Annotated in this window: 8 protein-coding genes; 4 read left to right on the plus strand and 4 right to left on the minus strand. The window is 72.7% G+C overall.

The features are described 5' to 3' along the window. Positions 1–119 precede the first annotated feature (119 nt). Positions 120–2,135 (minus strand): beta-galactosidase, encoded by a 2,016-nt coding sequence (locus ABZ738_RS15030; protein ID WP_357213555.1) that lies wholly within the window; start codon positions 2,133–2,135, stop codon positions 120–122. A 162-nt stretch (positions 2,136–2,297) separates the two neighbouring features. Between ABZ738_RS15030 and ABZ738_RS15035 the strand changes: the two genes are divergently transcribed. Next, a complete protein-coding gene (locus ABZ738_RS15035; protein WP_131055865.1) occupies positions 2,298–4,640 on the plus strand; it encodes a TIM-barrel domain-containing protein in 2,343 nt (780 codons plus the stop codon). Positions 4,641–4,751: 111 nt separating this feature from the next. On the opposite strand, the gene ABZ738_RS15040 is transcribed toward ABZ738_RS15035, so the two are convergent. Genes ABZ738_RS15040 through ABZ738_RS15050 form a run of 3 tightly spaced genes read right to left on the minus strand, consistent with a single transcriptional unit; the run spans position 4,752 to position 8,447 of the window. After that, positions 4,752–5,735 carry a carbohydrate ABC transporter permease gene (locus tag ABZ738_RS15040; protein WP_176094118.1) on the minus strand — a complete coding sequence of 328 codons (984 nt, stop codon included), beginning with the start codon at positions 5,733–5,735 and terminating at the stop codon, positions 4,752–4,754. Further along, entirely contained in the window at positions 5,732–6,739 is a 1,008-nt protein-coding gene (locus tag ABZ738_RS15045) for an ABC transporter permease subunit (RefSeq protein ID WP_176094117.1), read from the minus strand. Before ABZ738_RS15045 ends, ABZ738_RS15040 begins: the two co-directional genes overlap by 4 nt. Before the next feature lie 43 nt (positions 6,740–6,782). Continuing rightward, positions 6,783–8,447: an extracellular solute-binding protein gene (locus tag ABZ738_RS15050; protein WP_236146043.1), complete on the minus strand. Its 1,665-nt coding sequence runs from the start codon at positions 8,445–8,447 to the stop codon at positions 6,783–6,785. Between the two features lie 214 nt (positions 8,448–8,661). On the opposite strand from ABZ738_RS15050, the gene ABZ738_RS15055 reads away from it, so the two are divergent. The 3 genes from ABZ738_RS15055 to ABZ738_RS15065 all read left to right on the plus strand — a co-directional run bounded on the left by ABZ738_RS15055 (position 8,662) and on the right by ABZ738_RS15065 (position 13,617). Further along, positions 8,662–9,879 carry an ROK family transcriptional regulator gene (locus tag ABZ738_RS15055; RefSeq protein ID WP_357213561.1) on the plus strand — a complete coding sequence of 406 codons (1,218 nt, stop codon included), beginning with the start codon at positions 8,662–8,664 and terminating at the stop codon, positions 9,877–9,879. Between the two features lie 229 nt (positions 9,880–10,108). Continuing rightward, positions 10,109–12,556 carry a glycoside hydrolase family 3 C-terminal domain-containing protein gene (locus tag ABZ738_RS15060; RefSeq protein WP_357213564.1) on the plus strand — a complete coding sequence of 816 codons (2,448 nt, stop codon included), beginning with the start codon at positions 10,109–10,111 and terminating at the stop codon, positions 12,554–12,556. Further along, the gene (locus tag ABZ738_RS15065) at positions 12,553–13,617 is read left to right on the plus strand and encodes a LacI family DNA-binding transcriptional regulator (protein WP_357213567.1); all 1,065 of its coding nucleotides are present in this window, start codon (positions 12,553–12,555) and stop codon (positions 13,615–13,617) included. The genes ABZ738_RS15060 and ABZ738_RS15065 overlap by 4 nt, the downstream gene beginning before the upstream one ends. Positions 13,618–13,657 lie beyond the last annotated feature (40 nt).

Raw genomic sequence — 13,657 nt, forward strand, 5'->3', positions numbered from 1 at the left:
TGAAGTCAAGCCTCCGGGTGAGCACCGCAGTACGCCCAGATCCAGCAGGTTTGAGACCGCCTCGCCCACGGCGAAGTGTGTTACCGCTTCGGGCTGGACGCCACGCTTGCTGGGACCGATCAGGTCGTAGTCTCCGCCTGGGCAGTTCCGGTCAGCTCCTCGCGCAGCACGGCCACCCCGCCGGGCGACAGGGTCACCGCCCCGTCGACCTCGGTGTCGGTGAGCAGGTCGCGCCCGCGTGCCGGTACGCGGTGGGCGCGGTCGGTGTGGTTGAGCAGGAACAGCCAGCTCACCCCGTCACCGAGGCGACGGACCGCCTCGACCCCGGCGGGTGCGCCCGGACAGACCGGGGTGACACCGGCGGCGCGGGCGGCGGTGTCCAGCAACCGGCGGTAGGTGGCGTCGTCGGGGCGGGTGGAGACGTACCAGGCGGTGCCGGCGCCGTGCCGGTGCCGCGTGATCGCCGGTGACCCGTCGAGCACCCCGCCGACGTACGCGGTGATGGTCTCCGCGCCGGTCAGGTGGACCGTCTCGGCCCAGATCCGGCCGGTGCCGCCGTCGCCGAGTCGGACGTGGTCGCCGTCGGCGAGCGGGTGGAACTCCTCCACCCGTACGCCGAGCACGTCGCGCAGGGCGCCCGGGTAACCGCCGAGCCGGACCCGGGCGTACCCGTCGGCGGTGCCGCTGAGGTACGTGGCCAGCAGGTGACCGCCGTGGTGGACGTACTCGCCGATCCACTCGGCGGTGGTGTCGTCGGTGAGGTAGAGCGCGGGCAGGACGAGCAGCCTGTACCCGTCGAGGGGGTCGCCGGGGGCGACCGTGTCGCAGCCGTGGCCGGTGTGCCACAGGGCCCGGTGGGCGGCGGCGAGTTCCTGCCGGTGGTCGAGTCGGGTCGAGGGCATGCCCGGGTGGCGTAGCGCCCAGCCACTCGGGGCGTCGACGGCCAGCGCCACGGACGCCTCGACCCGGCCGCGTACCTCGGTGAGCCGTTCCAGCGCCGCGCCGAGCTCGACCGCCTCGCGGAACGCCCGACTGTCCGGGCCGGCGTGCGGCACCAGGGCGGAGTGGAAGCGTTCGGCGCCACCGGCGGGTGCCCGCCACTGGAAGAACATCGCACCGTGCGAGCCGCGGGCCACGTGCGCCAGACTGTGGCGCAGCATCCGTCCCGGCTCCTTGGTGTGTGACCGGCCGGTGGTGTGGATCTGCTGGGCGGCGCTCTCCATCAGCAACCAGGCCGGGTCGGCGGTGGTGTGCCGGGCCCAGCCCCGGGCCAGGTCGCCGACGAGCGCGGTCTGTTCCTCGGCGCCGCCGTCGACGGCCGACGGGTAGTGGTCGACGGCGACCAGGTCCACCTCGCGGGCCCAGCGGGCGTGGTCGACCGGCACCCAGTCGCCGAGCACGTAGTTGGTGGTGACCGGGGTCTGCGGTGCGGCGAGGCGCAGCAGGTCCCGCTGTTCGGCGTACGCGGCGAGCAGCGTGTCGGACCAGAAGCGGCGGAAGTCCAGGAGTTGGCCGGGGTTGCCGAGGTACTGCGTGGCGCGGGGGGTGCTGATCTGCGCCCAGTCGGAGTAGTGCTGGCTCCAGAAGCTGGTGACCCAGGCGTCGTTGAGGGCGGCCAGGTCGCCGTAGCGTCCGGCCAGCCACCGTCGGAAGGCGCGGGCGGTGTGCTCGCAGTGGCAGGTGGTGCCGTACTCGTTGTGCACCCGCCACAGCGCCACGGCCGGGTGGTGGGCGTACCGGTCGGCGAGGGCGGCGGTGATGCGGCGGGCGGCGGAGCGGTAGGCGGGGGCGGCGGCGCAGTAGGTGTCGCGGCTGCCGTGGTGCAGGCGGACGCCGTCGGCGGTGACCGGCAGTGCGCCCGGGTGGGCGAGGGAGAACCAGGGTGGCGGGGAGGCGGTGGGGGTGGCCAGGGCGACCCGGATGCCGCCGTCGTGCAGCAGGTCGAGGACCTGGTCGAGCCAGTCGAAGGTGTACCGGCCGGGGGCCGGTTCGAGGCGGGACCAGGCGAACACGCCGACGGTGACCAGGGTGATCCCGGCCCGACGCATCAGCGCGACGTCCTCGGCCCAGACCTCCGCCGGCCACTGCTCCGGGTTGTAGTCACCGCCGTAGCAGAGCCGACCGTCGTGCCACATCGTCCACCATCCGTCGGATTAGTTGATGATCTGTCCAAACTATGGAGGCGGTTTGCCCATGTCAACGGCGCCGATAGTTTCGGCATCGATGATCCTCGTTGACAGTTCGTTGGGTAATTAAAGAAACTATCCGCACCGCCGTACCGTCGCTGAGGAGAGCCGATGCCGTACCGACCGCCGTTGGTGCCGTACGAGACGTTCGTGGCCGACCCACCCGACCTGCCCGCCCGCTCCCCCGGTGAGGGTGGGACTGCGGTGGTGGGTCGGGCCGAGTTCGTCGGCGGCGACACGTCCGGGGCCACCTTCAAGGCGGCGCTGGCCGACGGGGTGACGGCGGTGGTCCGGGTGGAGGCGGCCGGTGACGGCGTGATCCGGGTCCGGCTCGCCGAGGACCCCCAGGCCCGGACCCGCTCCGCGCGCGCGGTGACGCTGGTCCGCCCGGAGGTGCGGCCGGCCACCGTGACCGGCGACGACCGGTGGGTACGCGTCGACGCCGGGGCGGTGGTCGCCGAGATCAGCCTCGACCCGTGGCGGATCCGGTTCCTGCGCCCCGACGGCACCGTCCTGCTGGAACAGGACCCCGGCACGGTCGACATCAGCGGCCGGCGGCGCACCCTGCCCTTCGGCCGCTCCACCGTCGACGGGGTCCGCGTCGCCTGGCACGAGAGCTTCGTCGCGCCCGGTGACGAACGGTTCGTCGGCTTCGGGGAGAAGTTCACCCCGCTGGACAAGCGCGGCCAGCGGGCGTTGATGTGGAACTTCGACGCCTTCGGCAGCGAGTCCGACCGGTCGCACAAGAACGTGCCGTTCTATCTGTCCAACCGGGGCTACGGGCTGCTGGTCGACAGCGGCCTGCCGGTGCAGTTCGACGTCTGCCAGTCCACCCACAGCACGGTCCAGATCCTGGTCCCCGACGACCTGCTGGACTACTACGTGCTGGCCGGACCGACCCCCGCCGAGGTGCTGGACCGGTTCGACCGGCTCACCGGTCGGCCGTACCTGCCGCCCCGCTGGGCGTTCGGCGCCTGGATCTCCTCCGGCTTCTATCCGGACAGTCAGGACCAGGTGCTGGAACGGGCCCGTCGCATCCGCGAGCGCGACATCCCCTGCGACGTGCTGCACCTGGACTGCTACTGGCAGGTCGCCGGGAACTGGTCGGACCTGCGGTGGGACGCCGAGGCGTTCCCCGACCCGGCCGGGATGCTGCGGACCCTCGGCGAGCAGGGCTTCCGGGTCTGCCTCTGGATGAACCCGTACCTGATGACCGGCAGCCCGCTGTACGCCGAGGCGGACCGGGCCGGCTACTTCCTGCGCCGCCCCGACGGCAGCACGTACGTCGCCGACGTGTGGCACGGCAGCTACCCGGTCAGCGCCATCGTGGACCTGACCAACCCGGCCGCCGTCGACTGGTTCACCGGCCTGCTGCGGCCCCTGCTGGAACAGGGCGTGGCCGTGTTCAAGACGGACTTCGCCGAGGGGGTGCCGGCCGACGCGGTGGCCCACAACGGGATGACCGGCGTCGAACTGCACAACGTCTACAGCCTGCTCTTCAACGACGTGGTCGCCCAGGTCACCCAGGAGGTGGCCGGTCACCGGGCGGTGTGGGCGCGCTCGTCGTACCTCGGCGGGCAGCGGCACAGCGCACAGTGGAGCGGCGACGTCAACGCCACCTGGCCGGCGCTGGCCAGCACGCTGCGCGGCGGGCTGTCGCACGGCCTGTCCGGGGTGCCGTTCTGGAGCCACGACACCGGCGGTTTCCACGGCACCCCGGAACCCGACCTGTACGTCCGCTGGTCGCAGTTCGGGGCGTTGTCGCCGCTGCTGCGGCTGCACGGCACCACCAGCCGGCTGCCCTGGGACTTCCCCGCCGAGACCGAACGACACGCGGTCGCCGCGCTGCGGCTGCGGTACCGGCTCATGCCGTACCTGTGGTCGGCGGCGGTGCAGGCGGCCCGTACCGGCGCGCCGATGATGCGTGCCCTGCTGGTCGACACCCCGCAGGACCCGACGGCCTGGACCACCGACCTGCAGTACCGCCTCGGCACCGACCTGCTGGTGGCTCCGGTGCTGGACCCGACCGGGCAGCGGGACGTCTATCTCCCCGTCGGGGACGACTGGATCGACGCGGCCACCGGCGAGCGGCACCCGGGCGGGCGGCACCTGCGGGTCACCGTGCCGCTGTCGCGCACCCCGCTGTACGTGCGTCACGGCACGCTGTTGCCGCTGGTCGCGCCGCACCCGACCGTCGGTGACCGGCCCTTCCGCGACGTCACGCTGGTCAGCTGGGGTGCCGTCGAGGGGCGCACGGTGGTGCACGACGTCGACGGCGACACCGTCATCGAGGCGTTCCGCGACGGCGACGAGTTGCGGATCAGGACGCGAGGGCCACTGCTGGTGGGGCAGTTGGCCTTCGCCGGGGTCGGCGAGTCCGACCTGCCGGCCCGGCCACTGCTCAACGGTGCGGCGGTGACCGTCGTGCCCTTCGCGGGTCTGTTCCCCGCGTAGGGCCGGCCGTCGCGCGGGGGGCCCGGCTGGACGGAGTCGGGCCCCCCGCGTGACGGGGCCGGACCCACCGAGGTGGGTCCGGCCCCTGCCGGGCGGCCGCACCGCGCCCGGTCAGCCCTTCACCGCGCCGGTGATCACACCCTTGGTGAAGTGCCGTTGCACGAACGGATAGATGATCACGGCGGGGATGACCGTCACGATCACCACGGCCATCTTGACCGCGAGCGTCGGCGGGTACGCGGTCACGCCGGGCAGGCTCACCGACGCGCCGGAGACGTTCGGTGACTGTCCGGCCAGGATGTAGCTCTGCAGCACCCGCTGGATCGGGAACTTGTCGTTGGAGTCGATGTAGAGCACCGCGTTGAAGTACGCGTTCCAGTAGCCGACCGCGTAGAAGAGGCCGACCACGGCGATCACCGCCTTGGACAGCGGCAGCACGATCCGGGTGAGGATGCGCACTTCGCCCGCGCCGTCGATGCGGGCGCTGTCGAGCAGTTCGGCCGGCACGTTCATGAAGAACGCGCGGATCACCACCAGGTTGAACACGCTGATCGCGCTGGGCAGGATCAGTGACCAGATGCTGTCCTTGAGACCCAGGCCGGTCACCACCAGATAGCTCGGCACCAGCCCCGGGAAGATCAGGAACGTCAGCAGGAAGTAGAACAGCAGTCCACGGTGGCCGACCGAACCGGGCCGGGACAGCCCGTACGCGGCCAGCACGGTGAGCAGCAGGCTGACCGTGGTGCCGAGCACGGTCACCAGGGTGCTGATCCACACCGCTCGGGTGACGTCACCGCCGCTGAAGATGGTGATGTACGCCGACGGGTCGATCTCCCGGGGGATGACGACCATGCCGCCCGCGTCGTCGATGGTGCCGCGCGAGGCGAGACTGGTGACCAGCACCGCCCAGAGCGGCACCAGCACCGCCGCGACCAGCAGGGTGAGCACGACGCCCTTGCCGATGGTCAGGGACGTCGAGGGGCGGCCCGCCCACACCGGACGACCGGGGTGGCGTCGCCGGGGCGGCGGTCCGGGTGGCCCCGCCGTCGTCGGTGCCACGGGCACCGGTCCGGCACCACTGAGCTGCGCGGTCATGATTTCGCGTACACCCCCTGCTCGCCGAGCCGGTGCGCGACCTTGTTCGCGGTGATGATCAGCGCCAGGCCGACCACCGCCTTGAACAGGCCCGCCGCGGCGCCGAGTCCCCACTGCTGGGTACTGATCGCCTGGTAGTAGACGAAGGTGTCGAGCACTTCCGCGGCCTCCCGGCCGACCGCCTCACGTTGCAGGATGAACTGCTCGAAGCCGACCGAGAGCGCGTCGCCGAGCCGCATGATGAGCAGCAGCACGATCACCGGACGCAGACCGGGCAGGGTGATGTGCCACAGTCGCCGCCACCGCCCGGCGCCGTCGGCCGCCGCCGCCTCGTACAGGTTCTGGTCGATCGCGGAGAGCGCGGCCAGGAAGACGATCGCGCCCCAGCCCAGGTCCTTCCAGACCGCCTCGGCGGTGACCAGCACGATGAACGTGTCCGGGTTGGTCATGATCTCCCAGGGCTGCATACCGGCCTGGCGCATCTCCTGGGCCAGCAGCCCGGCCCCGCCGAACATCTGCACGAAGAACGTCACCACCAGCACCCAGCTGAAGAAGTGCGGCAGGTAGACGACGCTCTGCACGAATCCGCGCAGCCGCCCGGAGACCACGCTGTTGAGGATGAGCGCCAGCAGGATCGGCAGCGGGAAGAAGAACACCAACTGGAAGGCGGTGATGCTCAGCGTGTTGCGGACCGCGTCCCAGAACAGCGGGTCGCGGAAGAGTGCCTCGAAGTTGCCGAAGCCGATCCACTCGCTGTTGAGGAACGCGTCCAGCGGGTCGTCGCCGACGAACGGGTTGTAGTCCTGGAAGGCGATGACGTTGCCCAGCGTGGGCAGGTAGTGGAAGACCAGCAGCAGCAGCGCCGCCGGGGCGGCCATCGCCAGCAGCGGCCAGTCGCGGCGCAGCCGGGCCCGCAGGCTGCGCCGCCCACCGCGCCGGGGACGCCGCGGTGGCGGCGTACGTCCGGCGGGTGGTCGCTCCTCGACGGTGCCGGGGGCGCTCACGCCGGTCCCCCGGCACCGCTCGCGCGCACGGTTGTCCGCCCGCTCATCGGCCGTTGTCGGCGAGCGCCTTCTCGTGGAACGCGCGGCCCTCCTCGCCGCCGGTGTCGAGGAACTCCTTGCGTACCTGGGCCAGGTCGCTGACCGGGCGACGGCCGCGCAGGATGTCGCGGATCTTGTCGTCGGTCGGCTGGATGATCTTCGACCAGTTCGCCGGCAGTTCCAGCTTGATCCCGGCGAACAGGTCCTTCTCGATCGAGGCGATGTTGGTGCGGTAGTAGCCGAGGTAGTCCTGCACGAAGTTGGGCGTGTCGCCACTGCGCACCTTGACCGGCACCCGGCCGCCGATGTGGGTGTACTGCGCGCCCAGCTCGGTCCGTCCCCGCTCGGTCAGCGTCGGCGTGCCGTCGGCGCCCCGGCTGAAGTGCTGTCCCTCCACGCCGTACTCGCGCAGCTCGAACTCCCGGCTGCCGAACGGGGCGGCACACCAGTTGAGCACCCGCAGCACCTCGTCGACCCGCTCGGCGGACAGGTCCTTCTTGAGGAAGGTGTAGAAGATCGGCTTCTCGCTGCCCCAGATGACCGGCTGGGCACCCTGCGCGCCGAAGACCGGCAGCGGCTGCATATTGAAGGTGGGCAGCTCCTTGGCCCGTTCGCTCTGCATGCCCTGCCAGGCGCCGAGGCCGTCGCGGTACATCAGGATCTTGCCGGAGTTGAACAGCTGCTTCTCGTCGGCGCCCTTGCTGGCCACCGTGTCCGGGTGCACCAGACCCTCGGCGAACAGTCGGGCGGTGAACGCCAGCGCCGCCTCGAAGGCCGGGTCCTCGAACTTGTGCTGCAGGCCGCCGTCGGGCTTCTTGCGCCAGGTCTGGTGGCAGCCGAAGTACTGCTGCACCATCTCGAAGACGCTGCCGAAGGCCCACACGCCCTTGGCCGGGTCGGTGGCCTTCTTGCCGAACTCGTACAGCTCGTCGGGGCTGGCGGGGGCGGCCAGGCCGGCGGCGTCGAGCAGGTCCTTGCGATAGAACATGGCCCACGCGAACGGGCCGTCGGTGGGGAACGGCACGGCGTAGAGCCGGCCGGCCCAGACCGAGTACTCCCAGGCGCCGCTGGGCAGCGCCGCCAGGTACGGGTACTTCGCCGCGTTGTCGCCCTGGAGGTGGTCGGTCAGGTCGGTGAACAACGCCTTGACCGCGTCGGAGAAGCGGGCGACCTTGTCCACCTCCCAGTTCGGCGCGGACAGCAGCTCCGGCACGTCGCGGGCGCCGAGCATCGCGTTGAGTTTGTCGGCGTAGGTCAGGCCGTCCTGCAGGCTCGGGTTGACCTCCACGCCGAGCTTGCCGTTGACCGCGGCGAGGTAGGAGTTGCGGCCCAGCGGCGGTGGCGTCGGGCCCCACCACGGGCTCATCGTCTGGATCGGCGGGCCGCCCCGGCCGGGCTGCTCGGTGACCGCGTCGACGAGCTCGCGCGGGTAGCTGAGGTAGCCGTCCGGGATCGGGCCCTCGCCGGGGATGTCCGGCTTGAGCAGCTCGGCCCGCTGGTAGGTGGGCAGCACCGCCTTGATGGCGTCGGCGCTGGTGGCGCTGCCCTGGCTCCCGGCTTCCTTGCTGCATCCGGCCAGGGCGCCGCCGCCCACGGTCGCGGCGGCACCGAGGCCGACCAACCGCAGCATGGTCCGGCGGTCGGTGGATGTGCGCGCAAGAGGCGTCACGGCGCACTCCCTTCGTCGTCGTCGATAACGGTTTGCGGAGCGAGGGACTCCGGCTAGGATTAGTTGGGGTTCTAGCCGAACAAACTAATCGACGGCTATCCCGTCCCACAAGACAGGGCGTGCCGGCGGCCCGGACGGCGTGGTCGGTCCCGCCACGGCGGTACGCGATGATGGACGCGCGCGCCACGACACCGGCGCAGGGAGCGGGCAGATCGTGATCAGCATCCAGAACGAGCCGCAGCCGACCGACCTCGGTGACGTGCGGGTCGCCAACCGCGCGGTGGTCCTGCGGCACGTCCGACTGCACGCCCCCTGCTCGCGCGCCGACATCGCCGCCCGCACCGGCCTGAACAAGGCCACCGTCTCCAGCCTCGTCACCGAACTCATCGACCAGCGGCTGGTCCGCGAGACCGGCCTCACCGAGAACCGGGTCGGTCGCCCGGCGACGATGCTGGTGCTCGACGGCGAACCGTACGCCGCCCTCGGTCTGCAACTGGGCGCCGGCGAACTGGTGGCGGTCGCCATCGACCTCGGCGGCAACCGGCTGCTCACCTGGCGACGGGCCTTCGCCGCCGACACGGTCTCCCCCGCCGAGACCCTGCGTGCCCTGACCGCCCTGGCCCGCCGCGCGATCGGCCGGGTCACCGCACAGGGCCGCACCATGCTCGGCCTCACCCTCGGGGTGCCCGGGCTGGTCGACCCCGCCGGGGCGGTCCCGCTGTCCGACGCTCTCGGCTGGCGGGACGTGCCGGTCGCCGCCGACCTGCGCGCGGCCCTCCGGGAACCGGCCTTCACCGTCACCGTGGACAGCGTCGCCAACCTCGCGGCCCTGGCCGAGCAGCGCCACGGCGCGTATGCGGGCACCGCCGACCTGGTGCACCTCAGTGGCGGCATCACCGTCGGCGCCGGGATCATCGCCGCAGGCCGGCTGTTGCGCGGCGGACGCGGCTTCGCCGGCGGCATCGGCCACCTGCCCGTGGACCCGGCCGGGCCGCCCTGCGACTGCGGCGGCCGGGGCTGCCTGACCGCGCTGGTCGGCCTGCCCGCCGTGGTACGCCGGCTGCTGCCCGACGCGGAGGCCGACGGCCCGGTCACCGACTACCTGCCCGAGCTGACCCGGATCGTGGCGCTGGCCCGCCAGGACGACCCGACCGTGTGCAGCGGCCTGGCCGAGACCGGCCGGCACCTCGGTCGTGGCGTGGCCGTCCTGGCCGACCTGCTCAACCCGGAGGCGGTGGTCCTCGGCGACCACTTCGCGACGCTGGCGCCCTGGCTGCTGCCGGCGGCCCGCTCCGAACTCGCCGCGCGGGCCCACGCCCCCGGCGCCGGGGGCGTCCGACTCGACGCCTCCACCCTGGACACCGCCGCGGCGCTCGGCGGCGCCACCGCGGCCCTGGCCGTCATCGAGGCGGGACGCCTGCCGACCCGCTGACCTGGGCGCCGCGTCCCGAGTCTTGACCGGACCGGTCGATGGTGCCAACCTCGAAGCGAGCCGCTCCGCTCGGGCACCCGGGGCGGCTTGCTTTCCGCGGTTCGTCGAAGCGCTTCACCTGCGTCCGGGACGGCGACCGTCACCCCACCGTCACCTGCGATGCCGCTCGGCCATCCGCCGTCGAAGCGCTTCGACCTCCGGCGCGCCGGGCACTGGAAGGCGATCCACCATGACCGACCGCACCCTGCCCGCACCCCGGGACCGGATCGATGACCTGCTGGCCCGGCTCACCATGCCCGAGAAGATCGGCCTGCTGCACCAGTGGCAGGCCCCGGTCCCCCGGCTCGGCCTGCGCCCCTTCAAGACCGGCACCGAAGCGCTGCACGGCGTCGCCTGGCTCGGCCAGGCCACCGTGTTCCCCCAGGTCATCGGCCTGGCCAGCAGTTGGAACCCCGACCTGATCCGGGCCGTCGGCGCGGCCACCGGCACCGAGGTACGCGCCAAGAACCACGCCGACCCCGACCTCGTCGGCCTCAACGTGTGGGCCCCCGTGGTCAACCCGCTGCGCGACCCCCGCTGGGGCCGCAACGAGGAAGGCTGGTCGGAGGACCCGTGGCTGACCGGGCGGCTCGCCACCGCGTACGCGCGAGGACTGAGCGGCGACCATCCCGACCGGCTGCGGACCGCCCCCACGGTCAAGCACTTCCTCGCCTACAACAACGAGACCGACCGGGCCACCACCTCCAGCGACCTGCCGCCCCGGGTGCTGCACGAATACGAGCTGCCCGCCTTCCGCGCCCCGATCGCCGCCGGTGCCGCCCTCGGCGCGATGGCGTCGTACAACCTGGTCGACGGCGTGCCCGCGCACCTGAGCCCGCTGATCGACGACGAGTTGCGCAGCTGGTCACCGGACGAACTGCTGGTGGTCGGCGACGCCGGCGCGATCGGCAACCTCACCGACCTGCAGGGCCAGACACCCGACCACGTGCACGGGTTCGCCGCCGCGCTGCGCGCCGGCATCGACAGCTTCACCGAGAACCACACCGACAGCGCCCCCACCCGGCGGCGGCTGACCGAGGCACTCGACCGGGGCCTGATCACCGCCTCCGACGTGGACCGGGCGGTACGGCGCATCCTGTCCGTACGGCTGCGCCTGGGTGACCTGGATCCCCCGCACGACGACCCGTACGCCGCGACACCCGCCGACGTCGTCGACTGCCCGGCGCACCGCGACCTGGCCCGGCAGGCCGCCCGCGACTCCGTGGTGCTGCTGCACAACACGGGTCTGCTGCCCCTGCACGCCGGTACGCGGGTCGCCGTGCTCGGTCCGCTGGCCGACACCGTCCACGAGGACTGGTACAGCGGCACCCTGCCGTACGCGGTCACCACCTACCAGGGTCTGGCCGGGCGGCTGCCGCAGGTCACCACGCACCCGGGCACCGACCGGGTGGCGCTGCGGGTCGGCGACCGGTACGTGGGCTGCCCGGACACCGCCGACGGCGGCCCGTTGACCCTCGGCGCCGACGCCGCCCGGTTCGACGTGTTCGACTGGGGACGCGACACGGTGGCGCTGCGGGCCGTCGGCAACGGCCGGCACGTCGGCGTCGACGACGACGGCGCCCTGCGCAACGACCGGCCCGGCCCGGGCGGCTGGGTGGTACGCGAGACGTTCCAGTTCGACCCGCTGCCCGCCGGCACCGTGCTGCTGCGGCACCTGGCCTCCGACCGGTACGTCACCGTCGACGACCAGGGGCGGCTGCGGGTCGACGGCGACGACCGGCAGACCGCCACCGCCTTCGGCATCGACCTGGTGATCGACGGCGCCGCCGAGGCCGCCGCGTTGGCCGCCGACGCCGACGTCGCGGTGGTGACGGTGGGCAACCACCCGATGGTCAACGGCCGTGAGACCGAGGACCGGGTGGACCTGGCCCTGCCCGCCCGGCAGGAGGCCATGCTGCGTGCCGTACACGCCGCCAACCCGCGCACGGTGCTGGTGCTGACCAGCAGTTACCCGTACGCCATCGGGTGGGCGCAGCAGCACCTGCCGGCGGTGCTCTGGTCCGCCCACGGCGGGCAGGAACACGGTCGGGCTCTGGCCGACGTGCTGCTCGGCGACGCCGACCCGGCCGGCCGGCTCACCCAGACCTGGTACGCCGACACCGCCGACCTGCCCGACCTGCTCGACTACGACGTGATCGGCGCCGACTCCACCTACCTGTACTTCCGGGGTGATCCGCTGTACCCGTTCGGGCACGGCCTGTCCTACGCCCACTTCGACTATGCCGACCTGCGGTTGAGCGTCGACACCGCGACGGTCGGTGAGACGGTCGAGGTGAGCGTGGACGTCACCAACAGCGGCTCCCGGCCCGGCGTGGAGGTGGTGCAGCTCTACACCCGGCAACGCCGCTCCCGGGTCAAGCAGCCGCTGCGGCAACTGCGCGACTTCGACCGGATCACCCTGGCCCCCGGGGAACACCGCACCGTCACGCTGCGGCTGCACACCGCCGAGCTGGGCTGGTGGGACGCCGACCGGGGCGCGCTCGTGGTGGAGGACGCCACGCACAGCGTGCTGGTCGGACGCTCCGCCACCGACGTGCGGCTGGTCGGCGCGCTGGCGGTACGCGGCGACGCGGCGCCCCGGTCGACGCGGCTGCACAGCGCGAGCGGGGCCCGGTGAGCCGGCGCGCGTCGGGTCAACCCACCATCGCCGACGTGGCCCGGCACGCGGGTGTCGCGGTGAGCACCGTGTCGTACGTGCTCAGCGGTAAACGGGCCATCTCGGAGCTGACCCGCAACCGGGTCCTGGCCAGCATCCGGGTGCTCGGCTACCACCCGAACGCCGGGGCACGGGCGTTGGCCAGCCGTCGCTCCAACGTGATCGCCCTGGTGCTGCCGCTGCGCTCGGGCATCCAGGTGCCGGTGGTGATGCAGTTCGCCACGGCGGTGGTGACCTCGGCCCGCCGCCACGACCACGACGTGCTGCTGGTGACCTCCGACGAGGGCCCGGAGGGGCTGCGTCGGGTCGCCGCCGGGGCGCTGGTCGACGGGGTGCTGGTGATGGACGTGGAGCTGCACGACGCGCGGGTGCCGCTGCTGCGGGGCCTGGGCCGACCCAGTGTCCTGATCGGTGTACCCGCCGACACCGTCGGCCTGACCTGCGTGGACCTGGACTTCCACCGGGCCGGTCAGGTGTGCGTGGAGCACCTGGCCGGTCTCGGGCACCGGCGGGTGGCGCTGCTGGGCGCGCCGGCCGCCGTCTACGACCGGGGCACCGGGTTCGCCCACCGGACCCGCGCCGGGGTGGTGGAGGCGGCGGCCCGGCACGGCGTCGAGGCGGTGACGATGCCGTGCGAGGAGAACGCGACCGACGTCCGCCGCCGGGTGGTGGAGCTGTTCGCCCGGCACCCCGACCTGTCCGGCCTGGTGGTGCAGAACGAGGCGGCCGTCTCTGCGGTGCAGGCGGCGCTGGCCGGATTGGGGCGGCGGGTGCCGCACGACGTGTCGATTGTGGCGGTCTGCCCGGACCAGTTCGCCGAGCACGCCGGTCCCCGGCTCACGTCGGTGCCGGTGCCCGCCGAGGAGATCGGCCGGCAGGCGGTGGCGTTGCTGATGCGCAAGCTGGCCGAGGAACCGGTGCCGGAGACGACGCTGCTGGCTCCCCGCCTGACGGTGCGGGACAGCACGGCCCCTCCGGTGGTCGACACGGCGTCGTACGGCGGTCCGGCGCCGGTGCGGTGACGGGCCGGCGGGGCGGCCCCGGGCGGCTCACTAGACTGCC

This window comes from Micromonospora sp. NPDC047793, assembly GCF_040642635.1.
GTDB lineage: Bacteria > Actinomycetota > Actinomycetes > Mycobacteriales > Micromonosporaceae > Micromonospora.

What these genes read in the sequence shown, in the direction of transcription:
- ABZ738_RS15035 (WP_131055865.1), top strand. Translation starts at nt 2,298, where the DNA reads ATGCCGTACCGACCGCCGTTGGTGCCGTACGAGACGTTCGTGGCCGAC.
- ABZ738_RS15040 (WP_176094118.1), bottom strand. Translation starts at nt 5,735, where the DNA reads ATGACCGCGCAGCTCAGTGGTGCCGGACCGGTGCCCGTGGCACCGACG.
- ABZ738_RS15060 (WP_357213564.1), top strand. Translation starts at nt 10,109, where the DNA reads ATGACCGACCGCACCCTGCCCGCACCCCGGGACCGGATCGATGACCTG.
- ABZ738_RS15030 (WP_357213555.1), bottom strand. Translation starts at nt 2,135, where the DNA reads ATGTGGCACGACGGTCGGCTCTGCTACGGCGGTGACTACAACCCGGAG.